Source organism: Acinetobacter sp. YZS-X1-1, from assembly GCF_000804305.1.
Classification (GTDB): Bacteria; Pseudomonadota; Gammaproteobacteria; order Pseudomonadales; family Moraxellaceae; genus Acinetobacter; species Acinetobacter variabilis.
Window position 1 is genome coordinate 1 of sequence record NZ_JWHB01000018.1, and the last position, 18,054, is coordinate 18,054.

An 18,054-nucleotide genomic window follows, 5' to 3' on the forward strand; every position below is an offset into this window, starting at 1 on the left:
AAACCAATTCTTCAAATGAGGACACGCCCTAATAGCGCAGGATAAATCACATATTGTGGACCTTTGCGATCGTAAATTTTTCCGGTAATCGGACGTAAACTCATCATGGAAATGGCGAATACGACAAAGAATAAACTGGCATAAGCCATCAGGTTTTTACTGGCAGCAAAAGGTGCAATAAAAGATATGATGCTGGCATAAGAGAAAGAAATCAGAGCTGCCAGAACAGCAACAGGCAATGCTTTCTTTTCTACAACATCAGACAACGCCAGTCCTTTTTTCTCAGGAATAGTTTGAATGATGTGCTCAGGCTCTTTGACCGGAATCATTAAGCAGAAAGCAAATCCGATAAAAACTAATGCAATAAGCAGCGTTGTGATCTGAAAATAAGACCAGTATTCGATCAGACTTAAGCCAATCAATGGTCCTAGAACAATACCCAGATTGACTGACATGACGTAATAGCCCATGCCTTCGCCTTTACGCTGTTCTGGAATAAACTGATTCACTACAGGGACACAGACTGTAGTTAAAATACTAAACCAGATCCCATGCAAAAAACGGATGATAAATAAGGTCGTCAGCTGATCGGCAAGCAAATAGGCTAGGGAAAATAGACTGAAAAAGATTCCAGAAACAATCAGGGTTTTACGGATACCCAATTTTTCAATAATTAAGCCGCTAAATGGACGTACCGCAATCGCTGAAATCATAAACAAGGTCATGGCCAGACCAGCTTGGGCTAAGTTTCCGCCTAATTCTTTCAGGATATAAATTGGTAAAATTGTAGTTTGTGCAAAATAGAAAATAAATAAAAACAGGTTATTGGCCAGACAAAGGATAAATGACTTGGTCCATAATGGCACTGCATTGGCGTTCATGATTTTCCTAAAATGATATGCTGTAAGACGCTGGGCTCAGCATGGGAAATTATTGTTATAAATAAGCGCGACCTATTCAGGAGCGAAGTGAATATGATCAAGACTTTAGGAAAAATAAGTGAAAAATACAATGATATTTCATGATAAATACATGAAATTTAATTTGAACTAGGAAATGCGGCGATTGATCTTTAATAAAAAAATCAGCCCGAAGGCTGATTTTCTAAATTTAAACCGGCTTAGAGACCAGCTTCATATTCTGTATTGGAAAGCAGCTTTTCAACATCTGCCATATTGTCCGGTTTGATTTTATAGATCCAACCTTTGCCATATGGGTCGTCATTAATAAAATCAGGATCATCTTCAAGCGTAGCATTGATTTCAACGACTGTACCAGAGACAGGCGCATGAATATCAGAAGCGGTTTTCACTGATTCAACCACGCCAGCCTGTTCGCCCGCAGTAATATGTGAGTCAAGATCTGGTGCTTCTACATAAACCAGATCACCTAATGCATCCTGTGCATGGTCGGAAATACCGGTCACAACAAGATCACCCTCAATGCGTACCCATTCATGTGTACTTGCGTACTTTAATTCTGCAGGATGATTCATTGATAACTCCCTAAAAATCTTAAGATCATTTTTGATATGTTTTATACATTCTTTTTGGCCAAAACAAAAGGTTTATCCTTGCTTATAAATAAGGATCTTTACGCCAGTTGCTCGGGCTACGACCACTCCAGCGCTTAAACGCCCGACTAAAATTGGCCACATCACTATAGCCAAGTTCATCAGCGATCTGCTCCAGAGTAAAGTCTGTACGGGATAATAAGGAAGTGGCATGCCGGTAGCGTACTTCATCCACCAGCGTAGAGAAAGAAGTACCTTCAGCGGCCAACTGACGCTTTAAGGTTCGATCTGACATATGCAGGCGTTCAGCTACGCTTTCAATACTCAGATAATGCTGTTCGGAATGAGTCAGGATATCCCGTACCCGCATGGCAATCCGGTGCCGTTCCCCTAGGGCTGATAATTCGGCTTCACACTGGTTAATCGCAATCTGGCTGGCAATTGGATCAGCATGTACCAGCTTGTTCATCAGGTAACTTTTATCAAAGCTTAAAATTAAATGGGGCTGTTCAAAACGGAACTGATGCGTAGGAAATTTTGCCATAAAGCGCTCAAAACCTTCCGGCTTTTTAAAATCAAAGTCGATTTCTCCGGTTGCATCGTTAACCCCTGTAATAGCCTTAGCCATACTGATCAGACCAATCATCAGGGCAATCGAAATTTCTGTACGAAGCGGTTCAAGCTGAATATCAGTTTGCAGCTGTACCGTTGCCTTAGCGCCAAAGGTCGAGAAAAATAACTGCAGGAAGGGTAAACGTAACTGAATGAATCGGTTCGCCAGCACCAGAGCTTCGGTAATATTATTCGCCGTCATGATGGCATAACCGATAAAGCCATGAATCGAAATCCGCATCTGGGTACCTAAGTGATAACCCAATGTCGGTTCACCAGTGAGTTTCAGGGCATGCTTGACCAGTTCATTGGCCACTGGTGTCGGAATACGGTAATCAGGATCTGCCAACTGTTCACTGGTCAGGCCAAAAGGTTGAAAAAGCGACTCATTATTATACCCCCAGCGGGAAATGACATCGAGAAGCAAGAGACCGTATACACCTGGAATACCTTGGTCTTGGCGTGGAGCTATTGTTTTCATGCGCGATCCGTTGCACTCATTTAAATTTTTTTATTTTCACTTCATATTGGTATGAAAAAGCCATTTTCTTGATAAAAATTGTTGGACAAAGCTGCGGCTATTTCCACAAGAAAATTTCAATCAACTTCAAGCAGAGTAGCCTAATTTAAAGTTGAAAATCAATTTAAACCAGAGATATTTTAGGTATTTAATTTTAAGGCTACAGATTTCTATTAATTCAGAATAGGGCTGTTTTTTGAATAATCTGGAATTTAAAAATGCCTGTGGAATAGTTGATATTCCCATAGAAAGCAAACCAAAGCATTACTATTCAAGTGACTCAAATAGAATGCTTCGGTTTTTGTTGTAGAGCTTAGCTACTACTGAATAGAGAGCAATTATGCTTCATGTAAGTTATCAGATTTGGCATGTTGCTGTACTAAAAAGCCGCCAGTTTGACGTTGCCATAGCTGCGCATAAATCCCGTTTAAGGCAACCAGTTCATCATGCGTACCTTGCTCAGCAATTTTTCCTTGATCCATTACAATCAGACGGTCCATCTGGGCAATGGTAGAAAGACGATGTGCAATGGCAATAACCGTTTTACCTTGCATCAAGTCATCCAGACTATTCTGAATAGCTGCTTCGACCTCAGAATCCAGAGCACTGGTGGCTTCATCCAGAATCAGAATCGGTGCATCTTTCAGGAATACCCGGGAAATGGCAATACGTTGGCGCTGTCCACCAGAAAGCTTCACGCCACGTTCACCCACATAGGCGTCATAGCCTCTACGACCACGCAAATCAGTCAGATTCGGAATGAATTCTTCTGCTTTGGCCTTGCGTACAGATTCAAACATTTCTTCATCAGTCGCATCTGGACGACCGTATTTAATATTTTCAGCAACGGTACGATGCAGCAAAGACGTATCCTGAGTGACCAGCGCAATATTTTTACGCAGACTGTCCTGAGTGACATCGGCAATATCCTGGCCATCAATCAGAATACGGCCCTGATTCAGATGATAGAAATGCAGTAACAATTGAATCAGAGTTGATTTACCGGCACCGGAACGACCCACGATGCCGATTTTTTCACCCGGACGAATGGTCAGATTAAACTGGTCAATGACCGGTTTTTCATTATAGGCAAAAGTGACATTATCGAATTTAATCTCACCGTGTTTCAGTTGCAGTTCTTTCGCATCTTCTTTGTCTTGAATATTGATTCGACGACCTAGAGTTTTCATCCCGTCCTGAATAGTACCGACATTTTCAAACAGGGCAGAGGTCTGCCACATCATAAACTCGGCAATACTATTCAGCTTTAATACCATTGCTGTAGTGGCTGCAATAATCCCTAGCTGCGCCTGACCTTGCATCCAGAGCCAGATCGCAGTTCCCAGCACACCTGCATATAGCACAACACTCAGCATCAGAATGCTGATTTCGTATTGAGCGCCCAGACGCATCTGTTTATACACCGTAACCATAAATTCCTGCATGGAGGATTTGGCATACTGACTTTCGCGACCTGCATGCGCAAACAGTTTTACGGTTTGAATATTGGTATAGGCATCAGTCACACGTCCGGTCATGACTGCACGTGCATCCGCTTGTAAGGATGAAATCTTGCTTAATCTTGGAATAAAATAGCAGGCAGCACAGATAAATAGTAATAGCCAGACCATAAGCGGCAAAATAAGTAAGGGTGAAATGGCACCCAAAACAATATTAATTGTGACGAAATAAATCAGCACATAGGCCAGCATATCGCCCAAAATCACCCAGAATTCCCGGATCGCTAGCGCCGTTTGCATAACTTTGGCCGATAAACGTCCGGCAAAATCATTATGGAAGAAGTCCAAACTCTGTTTGAGCAATAAATTATGGAAGCGCCAACGCAGACGCATCGGGAAATTACTATATAAAATCTGATGCTTGATCAGGGACTGGGCACTGGCAAACAGGATATTAGCCAGCAAGATAATACTTAATAAGGTCAGGTTGCTGGCATGTTGATCTAAAAAAGTTTCTGGCTGACTTTGACTCAACCAGTTCACCAGATCGCCAATTTTTGAATACAGTAAGGCCTCAAAACTGGCTGCACCCGCGGTACATAGCACCAAAATCAGTAAATAACGGCGTACCCCATAGGCTGCTTGCCAGACAAAGGGAAAAAACCTGGTGGGTAAAGGTTGATTCAGGTTTTTGGTGGGATAGGGATCTACCAGCCGTTCAAGCCATCGAAACATTCACGTACTCTTATCATGTATTTTCTTTGCGGAAATTATAAAGGATTCTGCTTTTTAAGTCTGAATTTGAGTGAAATTGCCACAAATGTTTAACCAAATCAAACTTTAGGTTGCAGAGCAAAAACTCATGCCAGATTTATACCAAATAATATGAAGACCAAAAATAAGAGATTGAATTCATTTTAAATACTGAATAAAAAGCCCGAAATAAGAGATTATTTCGGGCTTAAGTTGAGAGGTTAGTTTAAGTGATAATCGGAGATGAAGAACTCGCATTAAAAGATTCCTTAAAATCACTTCCAGAAGGCGCCTGATACACCTTCAATCCAAATTCCGGAATAATCGCCAGAATGTGGTCCATGATATCTGACTGGATATTTTCATACTCTGCCCAAACTGTAGTATTGGTGAAAGCATAAATTTCCAGTGGTAAACCTTCACTGGTCGGTTGTAACTGACGCACCATTAACGAGAAATTTTTGGCAATACCGGGATGCTGTTGTAGATAAAATTCCAGATAAGCGCGGAACGTACCTAAATTGGTCAGACGACGCTGGTTGTATTGTGAATGATGCTGGAGCTGCTGGTTAAATTTATCCAGCTCTTCTGATTTGGTATTTAGATACTGATCCAGCAGGATAAAATTTTTCAGCTTGTTCTGTTCTTCAGCCGTCATGAAATGTACGCTGGTTTGATCAATATGAATTGAACGCTTGATTCGACGGGCACCCGCTTCCTGCATGCCGCGCCAGTTTTTGAATGTATCAGTCACCAGTTTATTGGTTGGAATGGTGGTCACTGTCTTGTCAAAGTTCTGCACAGTCACTGTATGTAATGACATATCAATGACATCACCATCGGCATTTAGGGTCGGCATTTCAATCCAGTCACCAATACGTACCATGTCATAAGATGAAATCTGAACCGAAGCGACCAGTGACAGAATCGTATTTTGAAAGACCAGCATCAGGACAGCAGCCATCGCACCAAAACCGGCAAGTAAGGTGAATACATCTTTTTTCAGGAAAGTGCCTAAAATCATCAAGCCACAAACAATGAAGATGATCAGCTTGACCAGCTGTAAATAACCTTTAATCGGCTTGTTGCGTGACTTGGGATTACGCTGATAAATCAGGTTAAAGATATTCAGTAACTCACCGAGCGCCAGAGCAATGGTCAGGAAAATAAACGCCTGAGCACCCATTTGTACAAAAGTTTGTACTTTATCGGATAAATGCGGGACAGTGGTAATCCCGTTCATGATCACGATTGCCGGAACAATATTGGAAATCCGGCGAATCACACTATGTTCAGCAAAAATCTGATTATTGGCAAAGGGCATTTTGGAAATCAGTTGACGGATGCCACGTACAACAATCTGTTTGGCAAACACATTGGCAAGAATGGCCAGTAAAATCACAATACTCAGTGAAGATAACATTTCCAGCCATGGGTACTGATCGGCCCAATCTCGAATATTCTTAATAAAATTAAACTGTTCCAACTGATCTTTCTCTTTAACTCAAAAAATTTGTTAGAGTTTATAGGTTTAAACGCAATTTTTTAATCTTGGATAACCTTTTAAAACATATCTTTCTTAGAGGATGCGAACTTAATCACTATTCAGACATTTATTTCTTCCTTCAGGTTAATTCAGATTAAATAGATCAATGGAAATTGATTGGTTAATGGCTAGGAAACGTGAAAAATCGATAGAACAGCCTAACTTGGTATTCCTATACTTCTTTTTAAACTTTAAAAAATTAAAAAGGTCAAAGTGAATTAAAAGAATTTGGTATAGCGTTTATTATGTTAATTCAACATAACTTAATGTTTATTTTAAATTTTATATACTTAATTTTTATAGGGGATAGTGCTAGGATTAAAATCATATAATCTTAATCATTAAAAATGAAAAATCTTCAAATAGTTATAGCACAAGCTCTACATTTCTATGAACTGGAACATATTGAGCAATCAATAAGCTATGAAATTAATAACACTATATTAGAGATAGTGGTTAATGATGAATCTTTTGAAAAAATTAATTGTTACTTGTATTCAAAAAAAGATCCGAAAAAAATTCTTAAAAGCTCTATATATTATGTAATAGCACTCTTAGAAAGAGCAAAGTATAGGGTAGAAAAAGCTCAGCAAAATAACGTGAGTCCTTTGCATATCTGCTTATACGTTATTAAGAAAATTGAGGGATTTATTGCATATTTACAGACTAAATTTTAGTTATTAGCGCTTTCATTTAAGGCTAGTTATATGAAAACTGAAGTTTCCAAAGGCTTTGTTGCATAAAGATTTTGTAAGCTTCTGATTTAAATAGGTTTGTATAAATTTCAACCTAAAAATTGAATGAACAAAATCAGTTGGTTATGTATTTATGCAACAAAGCCGTTTCCAAATAAGATTTAAATTGAGTGAAATTTGCTATCTATTAAAACAAGAATATGCAAAAGGCAAGCTGACATAAACTTAATGAAACAGATTAAAAAAACCGGCAAATATGCCGGTTTTTTATTTATGCTTTCCTTTTAAGGAAAATGTGCTTACCACATTAAATCATCAGGAATCACATAAGCTGCATATGGGTCTTCTTCATCAGTGGTTTCTTCATTTTTCTCTGAATTATTCACAATGATAAAGCCTTCCATTTTTGAATTGATGCGATCCGCCAGAGCTTTAGGCAGGAAGGCATAACTCTCATTTTCACGTGCAATCACCAGACTGCCAGCGACCAGTGCATTATAAATCTGCTGGTTGATATAAACTTTCTTGATCTTGCTGTCATCAATAAACTGATAACTGATCTCACCATCCGTATCGCGGATTTTATGCTGATTAATCATCTGCATGATGGCCGCTTTGAGTTCTTTTTCCTGCAACTGGACTTTTTTCGCCTGTTCAATCGCTTGGTCTTTAGCCAGCTTTTCCTGTTTGTCCTGCTCAATCTTTGCCTTGATTTCGGCTTCTTTACTGTCGCCTGTGCGCTTTTCATGTACAGCCTGTTTAGACAGTTTTTTGGCTTTTTTATTATCGACCAGGCCTGCCTTTAACAATTGTGCCTGTAATGCATTTTTAACCATGAGAGTTTCCAGAAATTAGTCGTGTTGATGTCGATAACGTAAATAGATCACCCAATAGGTCAGGCTAAGCAGCAGGCTTAACGCTGTAGGGACTAGGAATGCATTTAATTTTAAATAAGGATAAATCCAGCTGGCAAGTATGCCACCCATTAAAAAGCCGACCAAGATCAGCATATGCAGGATCACTTTACGGGATTCTACTACCAGACCACGCAGGCGATAGCCCATAGCCAGACCTAAATCTGTCAGTACACCAGACAGATGTGTGGTCCGGATAATGGCACCTTTATAGTGGCTGACCATGGCATTTTGTACACCCATCGCGACACAGGCCCATAACAAGGCATAACGCGGGAAATAGGGCAATAATAGCCAGCAAATGAATATAAAAAAAGCCACCAGGCTTAAAGGATAACCATACAGGCGCCCCAAGCGAAAGTGACTATTTCCTAAAATCAGCCCGCTATACATCGAGCCAATCACATAACAGAGCGTAACCAGAATCAGATACAAAATCTGGCGTGGTTGCCAGTCCAGCAGCGCCATCGCCAGCATACTGACGTTACCGGTCATATGTGAAACGGACTGATGCAACACGGTCACCAGTCCTAATACATTAATCATTCCGGCATTTACCGCAAGGAAGAATGCACCCAGTTGAACCCACGATGGTAAACGCTGTAATGGCATGGCAATATCATTAGCAAAACATCTTGATTCTTCAATATAAAATCAATCTGTAGCGCGGTCTACTGCTGTAGTAAATAAAACATCGGTAGATGAGTTGAGTGCAGTCTCCGTAGAGTCCTGCAATACACTGATCACCATACCAATTGCCACCACTTGCATTGCGATATCTGAAGAAATCCCGAACAGACCACAAGCCACGGGAATCAGCAATAGTGAACCACCTGCCACACCTGAAGCACCACACGCAGACACAGTTGCCACGATAGAAAGAATTAGCATAGTGGTGAAGTCAACATTAATACCTAAAGTATTTACTGCAGCTAAAGACAACACGGTAATCGTCACTGATGCACCAGCCATGTTAATTGCTGCACCTAAAGGAATTGCTACGCTTGAAGTAGTCTCTTTCACACCTAAGCGTTTTGCCAAGTCCAGGTTTACCGGAATATTGGCAGCAGAACTGCGGGTAAAGAATGCGGTAATACCACTTTCACGTAAGCAGGTGAACACCAGTGGATACGGATTGCGACGGGTAATGAAACCCACCATTAACGGGTTAATCACCAGGGCTACAAATACCATGGTACCCAGCAGAACAGCTAATAAATGCGCGTAACTAGTCAGAGTATCTAGACCGGCTTCAGCAAAAGTCACGGCAACCAGGCCAAAAATACCCACAGGTGCAAAGCTGATCACCAGACGAATTACATAATTGATTGCATTGGCAGCGTCATTCAGACAGGTTTTAGTCGTATGCGATGCATGACGGAAGGCAATCCCTAACGCAATTGACCATGCCAGAATCCCAATAAAATTCGCTTCAGCAATGGCAACCACCGGGTTCGCCACAAAGCTCAGCACCAGATTTTTGAGAATTTCACCTAGGCTGCCTGGTGGCTGTAAATCACCTTGCGCTGCAATATCCAGGAACAATGTACTTGGAAATAAAATACTGGCGATGACAGCGCTTAATGCTGCCAGGAACATGCCGACAGCATACATCAGCATAATAGGTCTTATCGTTGAATTGGTCTGGCCAACCTGAAAATTTGCAATTGATGCAAGTACCAGAATGAAAACCAGAACTGGCGCGACGGATTTTAGTGCCTTAATAAACAGATCACCCAACAGGCTTAAGGAAGGTGCAGCTTCAGGAAATAACAGAGCCACACCAACGCCTAGAATAATGGCGATGATGATTCGGGAGACTAAACTCAGACGCAATAGGGCAGAAAACATAAGGTTGCCTTGTGAAAATTACGAGGGCTAAATGCGAAAAAAATTTGCGTTATTTTATACTTAAATTAAGGATCGCTTAAAATATATTTTTAGATAATATTTAAGTGACTGAAAATTAATAAATAATTAAGATGGTTTTTTATCTTGATCGTATTATTTCCATACAAAATTCTTAGAAATAGCCAGATTTACTGATTGGTTTTTAATCTTTGTTTTTTAGATGAATATAGAATTTAAATCAATCATTTCCAGTTATATTTCAGTTGAATTCTTTGCATGACAGCATGTCTATCATGCAAAGAATTGAAAAATCTTAAATCATATAATGCTGAGGCTTTTCGAAAATTTCCGGAGCCAGATCCTGAATTGCCTGAAAATGGGTTAGATAAATCCGTCCACTCAAATGTGTCATGAGTTTGGAGGCCTGCAAGCGATCGAATACCGGGCCTTTCACTTCTGCAAAATGCAGACGAATATCCAGTTTGGACAATTCAGCATTGAGCTCTTCCAGCGTTTCCAAGGCACTCAAGTCAATCGCACTGATACTGGAGCAGTTCAAAATCACATGCTCTAACTTGTCATTTAAACTTAACTGATTAATCAGATAACCTTTTAAGGTATGCGCATTTAAAAAACTTAGGTTTTCATCAATACGCAGAGACAGTACCCGATCAGAAGTCATCACCTGATGACGCTGGATATTCCGGAAATGCTGGGTCCCTTCAACCAGACCCACAACAGCAATATGAGGACGGCTGATGCGCCATAGCATAAGAATAAAAGTCGAAATAATCCCGACGATCAGGCCAGTGGTGATATCCAGTAATACCACACCAAAAAAGGTAATCCACATGGCAATGCCGTCAGCTTTGGAATAACGCCAGGCATCGACGAAAGGCTGGAAATTGACCAGTTTCCAGATAGATACAATAATGGTTGCAGCCAGAATGGTCAGTGGTAGATCCTCAAAGAAGCTGGTAAAGAACAGACTGACCACGACAATCAATAAAGAAGACAATACGCCAGCCAAAGGTGTTTTGGCGCCAGCGTCAGCATTAACCACAGTACGTGATAAACTACCGGTTACAGGAAAGGCGGAATTGATTCCGGCACTGATATTGGCTACACCGAGCGCAATCAGTTCCTGGTTGCTATTTAAATTACTACGCTGCTGTAGCGCCGTTGCCTGAGCAATAGAGAGAGATTCCACAAAACTGATCATGGCAATCATGCTGGCACCCGGTAATAAGGTCATCACCAGTTCCCAGTTCCAGTGTGGGAAAGACAAAGGCGGAAAGCCTGAAGGAATTTCTCCGACAGTTTTAATTCCCTGAACTTTTAAGTCTAAAAAAAGAACGGCTGCAATACCGAGAAAAACCAGAATCAGTGGAACTGCCCGAACCAGAAAATCAGTCGAACCGATCCGGCTTTGTATGGCTTGGGATTTTAATAGTTTCGGCAGATAAACCAGTAAACCGATAGAAAGCAGGCCAAAGACCAAACTCGGGAGATGCAAAAGTGGCAAATATTCAATCAGGCTTTTCACCAGCTCGGGAATATTATTGGCTTTTAAAGGTAAATCCACCAGAAACTTGAACTGACCAAAAGCAATCAATAGAGCCGAAGCAATAATAAAACTCTGAATGACGGGATGGCTGATCAGTTGAATTAAAAAGCCGAAACGGAACACACCCAAAAGCAGGGAAATAATGCCGACCATCAATGCCAATAAAGTTGCCGCTTCAATATAGACCGGAGAACCCACTTCAAATAAAGGATTCAGTGTGGCAAAGGTCATCATGGAAATGATCGCCACTGGTCCAATCGATAAAGTCGTACTGCCGCCCAATAAGGCATAAATGATCATTGGCAGAATACTGGCATAGAGTCCCATAATCGGTGGCAAACCTGCCAGCATGGCATAGGCCATCCCTTGTGGTACCAGCATCGCAACGACAATCAGGGCAGCCAATACATCCGATTTTAATTTCACCGGGTTGTACTGACTTAACCATGACCAGGCAGGGAGTTTATTGAGCAGTCTAGACTTAAAATTTGGCATATACAGGTCTAAATCACAAATATAGATATATTATGCACAAATTCTGCTAAGAAGTCTTAGGATATAAATAGGTGATCATTCACATTTTAAAAAATGAATGAGGAGACAAAGGATCTAGGCAAAAGACTTAAAACGCTCAATAGAGAAAATTTAAATCAGGTAGATCGCTTTAAAATAAAACAGGACGAATGAGGTAAATTACAGCTTTAAGCGACTGCTTGATTTACACAGTAGATTTGATAAAGCTTGTTTAACATTTCTACCAGATTCTGGTCTTTGATTGAATAATAGATCTGTTTACCGTCTCGACGGGTATTTACCGCATCGCTTTTACGCAAAATCATGAGCTGCTGAGACAGGGTTGGCTGTCTGATCTCGGTAATCTCTTCAATTTGAGAGACATTCAGTTCATTTTGGGAGAGATGACATAAAATGAGCAGTCGGTCCGTATTGGCCATTAACTTTAAAATACCGACAACCTGTTGAGCTGAATCCCGCATCGCGGCAATTTCAAGATCGGTTTTCATTTACTATGTCCATTTATACAATTACAGCCCGCGAATTATACGACTCGAACATCGTGAATTGATGGATAGAAAGCGTGAATTACTATGGTTTTTAATGAATTGTGTTATCAAGAATAGTTATAATTTACTAATTAAAATATAAGATAATTTTATCGTGTTCCGGTTTTTTGCGAAGAAGATTTTTCATTTCAAACTGCTATCGTGATCCCATCTTGTTTCAGGCATCTACAAAGCCGGAAAATGCTTGTATCATGTAAATACATCTTGGCGAATAATATCAAGGATATTCTAATGACTACAGATTCAGCTTTTCCAACACCTGCCAATTTAGGTATAGCGGTTTATAGCAATAATGCAGAGGCGATTGGTAATACCCCTCTGGTTCGTATCAATCGTGCCATTTCTGGTGGAGCGACTGTACTTGCGAAAATTGAAAGCCGTAATCCGGCATTTTCGGTGAAATGCCGTATTGGCGCAGCCTTGATTGCTGATGCAGAAAAGTCAGGTAAATTGAAGCCGGGCATGCACATTGTCGAGCCAACCAGTGGTAATACCGGTATTGCGCTGGCATTTGTAGCAGCGGCTAAAGGCTATGATATTACCTTAACTATGCCATCAAGCATGAGTATAGAACGCCGTAAAGTGGTTAAGGCTTTAGGTGCCAATCTGGTACTGACAGATCCAGCCAAAGGTATGAAAGGTGCCGTAGAAGAAGCACAACGTTTGGTGAATGAAAATCCTGAACTGTATTACCTGCCACAACAGTTTGAAAATCCAGCCAATCCGAAAATCCATGAAGAGACTACCGGTCCTGAAATCTGGGAAGCGACTGGAGGTAATGTCGATATTCTGGTAGCGGGTGTAGGCACAGGCGGTACGATTACCGGTATTTCACGCTTTTTTGAAAAAGTGAAAAACAAGCCGATTTATTCAGTTGCTGTAGAGCCGGCTGAATCTGCCATTATTGGTCAGGCAAAACGTGGTGAGACACTCACTCCAGGACCACACAAAATTCAGGGTATTGGCGCGAACTTTATTCCAAAGAACCTGGATCTGGATCTGGTCGATGAAGTGATTGCCATTACCAGTAGCGATGCAGTGGAATGGGCACGTAAAACTGCAACTCAAGAAGGTATCTTGGTCGGTATTTCAAGTGGTGCTGCAATGGCTGCAGCTGCGCAATTGGCTGCACGTCCTGAAAATGCAGGCAAAAATATCGTAGTGATTCTGCCAGATGGTGGTGAACGCTATTTATCTTCAATTCTTTTTGAAGATATTTCGGCTGAGTAAACTATTAACCAAGCAATTTCTTTAAATCTCAAAAAGCCTGAAGTCATCTTCGGGTTTTTTTATTGGACTTTATGCCTTCATATAATGAAAGATCAAGAATTTAAAGCAGAAGCTTGACCTTCCCATTATGGTAATGTTTAAGCTATAGCATAGGCAGTGAATGGGTAAATGGAGAGCGCAGAATGAATACACCAGCAACCACACAGTTGTACGAACAGCAGGTACAGATTTCAGGAATGACCTGTGCCTCTTGTGTCGCACGTGTGGAAAAAGCCTTAAAGAAAATTGAAGGTGTGGTGGAAGCGAATGTCAATCTCTCCACTGAACAAGCTTTTTTAAAAAGTGAACAACCCATTCCTGCAACGCAACTCGTTAATGCTATCAATAAAACCGGTTTTGAAGCCGTGATCCAGCAGTTTGATTTAAATATTGAAGGCATGACCTGTGCCTCTTGTGTAGCTCGTGTTGAAAAAGCCTTGAAAAAAGTCGATCAGGTACTGGATGCGCAGGTTAATCTGGCAACCGAAAAAGCTCATGTCACTGCAATTCGTCCTCTCGCTGTTTCTCAATTGATCAAGGCTGTACAAAAAGCGGGCTTTGATATTCAAACCGACCGAATTGAACTGGCTATTGAAGGAATGACCTGTGCCTCCTGCGTAGCACGTGTAGAAAAGGCCTTGAAAAAAGTCGATCAGGTAAGTGAAGCACAAGTCAATCTCGCCACTGAAACAGCTTCGGTCAAGGCGCCGCGTAGTCAGCTTCCAGCTTTAATTGCTGCCGTCGAAAAAGCTGGATATAACGCTCATGCAAAATTAGATGCACAGGCTACCGATACCCAGACGGCATTTCAGGAAAAGAAAACCGCTGAAACTGAACAGCTAAAACGTGACTTATGGTTGGCGCTAATTTTAGCTGTTCCGGTGTTTATTCTGGAAATGGGTTCACACCTGATTCCGGCTTTTCATCACTGGATTGCACATACGCTAGGTACCCAAAACAGCTGGTATATCCAGTTTCTGCTGACTACTCTGGTCTTACTGATTCCAGGACGGCGGTTTTATCAGCATGGGATTCCGGCATTGTTGCGACTGGCACCCGATATGAATTCTCTGGTTGCCGTGGGAACAATAGCCGCTTATGGATTTTCCTGTATTTCCACGTTCTTTCCGCAATTATTGCCGCAAAGTACTGTACATGTGTATTTCGAAGCGGCGGCTGTGATTGTTGCCTTGATCTTACTGGGACGTTATCTGGAAGCTCGAGCCAAAGGTAAAACCTCTGAAGCGATTCAATATCTGGTTGGCTTGCAGCCAAAAACTGCTCGAGTACAACAAAATGGAACCTGGGTTGATCTGAAAATTGCTGATGTACAGCAGGGCATGCTGATCGAGATTCGTCCGGGTGAGAAAGTCGCAGTTGATGGTGAAGTCGTTTCTGGTCAAAGTTATATCGATGAAGCCATGATCAGCGGTGAACCTTTAGCGGTGGCTAAACAGGCTGGAGATCGGGTGATTGGCGGAACGGTAAATCAGAATGGTACCTTACAGATCAAGGCGACAGCAGTCGGACAAGATTCAGTTCTAGCTCAGATTATTCATATGGTGGAACAGGCACAAGGTGCAAAGCTTCCCATTCAGGCGGCAGTCGATAAAGTGACCTTATGGTTTGTGCCTGCTGTGATGCTGCTCGCGACTTTGACTTTTATTGTCTGGTTCCTGTTGGGTCCTGAACCGAATCTGACTTATGCACTGGTCAATGCTGTTGCAGTACTGATTATTGCCTGTCCTTGTGCAATGGGCCTGGCTACGCCAACATCTATTATGGTCGGCACCGGCCGGGCAGCAGAGCTGGGTGTCTTGTTCCGTAAAGGCGAAGCATTGCAACTCTTGCAGCAAACCAGAGTTGTGGCGGTGGATAAAACCGGAACCTTAACTGAAGGGAAACCAGCCCTAACCGATTTTGAAGTGACATCTGGTTTTGAGCAGCAAACAGTATTGCAAATGGTCGCAGCAGTGGAAGCCAAGTCTGAACATCCCATTGCCCATGCGATTGTGGAAGCTGCGAAAGCACAACAGCTGCAACTACCTGAAGTCAGTGATTTTGATTCAATCACTGGTGCAGGCGTGAAAGCTCAAGTTTCAGGTCAGCAAATTCATATTGGCGCAGAGCGCTTAATGCAGCAATTGGGTTTAAGTGTCGATATTTTTAAAGAGAAAGCACAACAGTTAGGCGAGCAGGGACGCACGCCTTTATATGTCGCGATAGATCAGCAGTTGGCTGCCATTATTACTGTGGCTGATCCGATTAAAGCCACAACCTATAGTGCGATTCAGGCCTTACATGATCAAGGCTTAAAGATTGCCATGATCACCGGTGATAACCAGCATACTGCACAAGCCATTGCTAAACAGTTGAAAATTGACCATGTCATTGCTGAAGTTTTACCTAATGAAAAAGTCGATGCGGTACATCAACTCCAACAGCAACATGGCATCGTCACTTTTGTCGGTGACGGGATTAATGATGCACCTGCCTTGGCTCAGGCCGATGTCGGGATGGCAATAGGAACTGGTACGGATGTCGCAATTGAAGCAGCAGACGTGGTGCTGATGTCTGGAAATTTACAGCATGTAGCAACCGGTATTGGCCTAAGTCACGCAACCATGCGCAATATCAAACAGAACCTGTTTTGGGCCTTTGTTTATAATATTGCCTTGATTCCGATTGCTGCAGGTCTACTATATCCATTCTTCGGTATTTTGTTATCACCGATGTTTGCAGCAGGTGCAATGGCCTTATCCTCAGTCTTTGTGGTCAGCAATGCGCTTCGTTTAAAGACTTATCAGCCGATCCAGTTGAAGGAGGCAGTGTAATGAATATTGGACAGGCCGCGAAACGCTCCGGGATCTCGGCCAAAATGATCCGTTACTATGAAGATATCGGTTTATTACCCAATCCTAAACGTAGCGACTCGGGTTATCGCGTCTATAGTGACGATGACATCAAGACTTTAAGTTTTATTCAGCATGCGCGTGAATTGGGTTTTTCTTCCGAGCAGATGAAAGAGTTGCTCGGCCTGTGGCTGAACGATGCCAGACACAGCCGTGATGTCAAACAGTTGGCGCAAAAGCATATCGAGTTACTGCAACAGAAAATTGCGGATATGCAAAATATGATGAAAATTTTGCAGCAATCGGTTGCGCAGTGTGCTGGAGATGAACAGTCTGATTGCCAAATCCTGAAACAGATTGAGCAGGGTGTGTCACATGGGAAAACTGCGCATACGCCTATCAAAGCAGATCAATAGACTTGAACTTATATCACTTAACCCAAATTTAAACTGATCAAAGGGAGATCAAGATGAAATTCCGTATTGAAAATATGACTTGTGGTGGTTGTGCGCGTAGTGTGACTGCGACCATTCAGGAGCTGGATGAAAATGCTAAAGTAAATGTTGATGTGGTCAGTAAAATGGTGGAGGTTGAATCCAGTGCAAGCGAATCTGAGATTATCGCGGCATTAACTGAAGATGGCTTCCCGCCTGAAACTATAGCTTGATATTCACTATTTAAAAGATAATTCTAAAATGCCTAATCATGATTAGGCATTTTTTATGAAACTGCCGATATTTTATCTGGCGTCATCAATGCCTGATTAATATACAGTTTAATCAAGCGTTCACGCGAACCAATCGCTTTTTGATAACTGGTCGAATTTAATAATAGTGAAGCGCCATATGTTACCGTCCAGATATAAGATAAATAATCCCGGATCGACATGGCACTGTCTAAAGACACCAGATAATCATGAGTCATATCTTTAATGCGGATAATCCGTTCTTCACGAATACGATAGAGTTCCTGAAATAACTCTTTCAGGTTTTTTTCATTATTAGTTAAACGCTCTTCAATGACATGCAGCAAAATAGTCCGGTTTGAATTGAGCATGTGATAAAGCATATATTGCGAAACATAATTTTTAATATCGTTATTATATTTATCAGAAATTGCCAGAATTCTTTTTTCATTCAGAATGATGAGTTCTAAATATAACTGGTTTTTGCTTTTAAAATGCTTGTAGATGGTTCCTTTGGCGATGTCCAGTTCTTCAGCAAGTTCACTCAAGGTGATGTCCTGATTATTATCAAGCAGTAGACTTTCTGCCATGCTCAGGATCTTCTCTTTACGAAGAAGGAAGTTCTGCTGTCTTACAGTCGTCATCTTCTTGACTCATCATTTTCGAAAAGGAATATATTAAGAATATGCTATTTTCGCAGCTATAGCTATAAAACTAAGGTCGTGATATTTATCT

At 41.5% G+C, this 18,054-nt stretch carries 15 protein-coding genes and 1 pseudogene; 5 read left to right on the plus strand and 11 right to left on the minus strand.

Annotation, left to right across the window (positions count from 1 at the left end):
* Positions 1–29: 29 nt before the first annotated feature.
* The 5 genes and pseudogenes from RJ01_RS10335 to RJ01_RS10355 form a co-directional block, all read right to left on the minus strand.
* Positions 30–881, minus strand: a pseudogene (locus RJ01_RS10335) (MFS transporter); the annotation flags it as partial.
* A gap of 239 nt (positions 882–1,120) precedes the next feature.
* On the minus strand, positions 1,121–1,495 hold the full coding sequence (gene gcvH, locus RJ01_RS10340) for a glycine cleavage system protein GcvH (protein ID WP_034171005.1): 375 nt from the start codon (positions 1,493–1,495) through the stop codon (positions 1,121–1,123).
* Between the two features lie 82 nt (positions 1,496–1,577).
* Positions 1,578–2,606 (minus strand): AraC family transcriptional regulator, encoded by a 1,029-nt coding sequence (locus RJ01_RS10345; RefSeq protein ID WP_034171006.1) that lies wholly within the window; start codon positions 2,604–2,606, stop codon positions 1,578–1,580.
* A gap of 377 nt (positions 2,607–2,983) precedes the next feature.
* Positions 2,984–4,840, minus strand: a complete 1,857-nt coding sequence (locus tag RJ01_RS10350; protein WP_034171007.1) for an ABC transporter ATP-binding protein — start codon at positions 4,838–4,840, stop codon at positions 2,984–2,986.
* A gap of 244 nt (positions 4,841–5,084) precedes the next feature.
* Positions 5,085–6,344 carry a mechanosensitive ion channel family protein gene (locus RJ01_RS10355; RefSeq protein ID WP_034171008.1) on the minus strand — a complete coding sequence of 420 codons (1,260 nt, stop codon included), beginning with the start codon at positions 6,342–6,344 and terminating at the stop codon, positions 5,085–5,087.
* Between the two features lie 407 nt (positions 6,345–6,751).
* On the opposite strand from RJ01_RS10355, the gene RJ01_RS10360 reads away from it, so the two are divergent.
* Entirely contained in the window at positions 6,752–7,081 is a 330-nt protein-coding gene (locus tag RJ01_RS10360) for a hypothetical protein (protein ID WP_034171009.1), read from the plus strand.
* Between the two features lie 317 nt (positions 7,082–7,398).
* Here the strand turns inward: RJ01_RS10360 and RJ01_RS10365 are convergent, their stop codons facing one another.
* The 5 genes from RJ01_RS10365 to RJ01_RS10385 all read right to left on the minus strand — a co-directional run bounded on the left by RJ01_RS10365 (position 7,399) and on the right by RJ01_RS10385 (position 12,453).
* Entirely contained in the window at positions 7,399–7,935 is a 537-nt protein-coding gene (locus RJ01_RS10365; protein WP_004785589.1) for a DUF2058 domain-containing protein, read from the minus strand.
* Between the two features lie 15 nt (positions 7,936–7,950).
* A complete protein-coding gene (locus tag RJ01_RS10370; RefSeq protein WP_005235831.1) occupies positions 7,951–8,625 on the minus strand; it encodes a YoaK family protein in 675 nt (224 codons plus the stop codon).
* A gap of 42 nt (positions 8,626–8,667) precedes the next feature.
* Positions 8,668–9,864: a serine/threonine transporter SstT gene (gene sstT, locus RJ01_RS10375; protein ID WP_034171010.1), complete on the minus strand. Its 1,197-nt coding sequence runs from the start codon at positions 9,862–9,864 to the stop codon at positions 8,668–8,670.
* Between the two features lie 313 nt (positions 9,865–10,177).
* The gene (locus RJ01_RS10380; protein WP_034171011.1) at positions 10,178–11,926 is read right to left on the minus strand and encodes a SulP family inorganic anion transporter; all 1,749 of its coding nucleotides are present in this window, start codon (positions 11,924–11,926) and stop codon (positions 10,178–10,180) included.
* A 206-nt stretch (positions 11,927–12,132) separates the two neighbouring features.
* Entirely contained in the window at positions 12,133–12,453 is a 321-nt protein-coding gene (locus RJ01_RS10385) for a metalloregulator ArsR/SmtB family transcription factor (RefSeq protein ID WP_004785598.1), read from the minus strand.
* A 291-nt stretch (positions 12,454–12,744) separates the two neighbouring features.
* Between RJ01_RS10385 and cysK the strand changes: the two genes are divergently transcribed.
* The 4 genes from cysK (at position 12,745) to RJ01_RS10405 (ending at position 17,301) form a co-directional block, all read left to right on the plus strand.
* On the plus strand, positions 12,745–13,743 hold the full coding sequence (gene cysK / locus RJ01_RS10390) for a cysteine synthase A (RefSeq protein WP_004785600.1): 999 nt from the start codon (positions 12,745–12,747) through the stop codon (positions 13,741–13,743).
* A gap of 182 nt (positions 13,744–13,925) precedes the next feature.
* Positions 13,926–16,616, plus strand: a complete 2,691-nt coding sequence (locus tag RJ01_RS10395; protein ID WP_034171012.1) for a heavy metal translocating P-type ATPase — start codon at positions 13,926–13,928, stop codon at positions 16,614–16,616.
* Positions 16,616–17,050: a Cu(I)-responsive transcriptional regulator gene (gene cueR, locus RJ01_RS10400; protein ID WP_034171013.1), complete on the plus strand. Its 435-nt coding sequence runs from the start codon at positions 16,616–16,618 to the stop codon at positions 17,048–17,050. The genes RJ01_RS10395 and cueR overlap by 1 nt, the downstream gene beginning before the upstream one ends.
* Positions 17,051–17,103: 53 nt before the next feature.
* A complete protein-coding gene (locus tag RJ01_RS10405; RefSeq protein WP_034171014.1) occupies positions 17,104–17,301 on the plus strand; it encodes a heavy-metal-associated domain-containing protein in 198 nt (65 codons plus the stop codon).
* A 53-nt stretch (positions 17,302–17,354) separates the two neighbouring features.
* On the opposite strand, the gene RJ01_RS10410 is transcribed toward RJ01_RS10405, so the two are convergent.
* Positions 17,355–17,963, minus strand: coding sequence for a TetR/AcrR family transcriptional regulator (locus tag RJ01_RS10410; protein WP_005235816.1), 609 nt, complete (start codon positions 17,961–17,963; stop codon positions 17,355–17,357).
* Between the last annotated feature and the right edge of the window lie 91 nt (positions 17,964–18,054).

Bases quoted from the DNA above. Each gene is read 5' to 3' on its own strand.
- RJ01_RS10350 (WP_034171007.1), bottom strand. From the start codon at position 4,840: ATGTTTCGATGGCTTGAACGGCTGGTAGATCCCTATCCCACCAAAAAC.
- gcvH (WP_034171005.1), bottom strand. From the start codon at position 1,495: ATGAATCATCCTGCAGAATTAAAGTACGCAAGTACACATGAATGGGTA.
- RJ01_RS10395 (WP_034171012.1), top strand. From the start codon at position 13,926: ATGAATACACCAGCAACCACACAGTTGTACGAACAGCAGGTACAGATT.
- cueR (WP_034171013.1), top strand. From the start codon at position 16,616: ATGAATATTGGACAGGCCGCGAAACGCTCCGGGATCTCGGCCAAAATG.
- cysK (WP_004785600.1), top strand. From the start codon at position 12,745: ATGACTACAGATTCAGCTTTTCCAACACCTGCCAATTTAGGTATAGCG.
- RJ01_RS10380 (WP_034171011.1), bottom strand. From the start codon at position 11,926: ATGCCAAATTTTAAGTCTAGACTGCTCAATAAACTCCCTGCCTGGTCA.
- RJ01_RS10345 (WP_034171006.1), bottom strand. From the start codon at position 2,606: ATGAAAACAATAGCTCCACGCCAAGACCAAGGTATTCCAGGTGTATAC.
- RJ01_RS10385 (WP_004785598.1), bottom strand. From the start codon at position 12,453: ATGAAAACCGATCTTGAAATTGCCGCGATGCGGGATTCAGCTCAACAG.
- RJ01_RS10365 (WP_004785589.1), bottom strand. From the start codon at position 7,935: ATGGTTAAAAATGCATTACAGGCACAATTGTTAAAGGCAGGCCTGGTC.
- RJ01_RS10370 (WP_005235831.1), bottom strand. From the start codon at position 8,625: ATGCCATTACAGCGTTTACCATCGTGGGTTCAACTGGGTGCATTCTTC.
- sstT (WP_034171010.1), bottom strand. From the start codon at position 9,864: ATGTTTTCTGCCCTATTGCGTCTGAGTTTAGTCTCCCGAATCATCATC.
- RJ01_RS10405 (WP_034171014.1), top strand. From the start codon at position 17,104: ATGAAATTCCGTATTGAAAATATGACTTGTGGTGGTTGTGCGCGTAGT.
- RJ01_RS10410 (WP_005235816.1), bottom strand. From the start codon at position 17,963: ATGACGACTGTAAGACAGCAGAACTTCCTTCTTCGTAAAGAGAAGATC.
- RJ01_RS10360 (WP_034171009.1), top strand. From the start codon at position 6,752: ATGAAAAATCTTCAAATAGTTATAGCACAAGCTCTACATTTCTATGAA.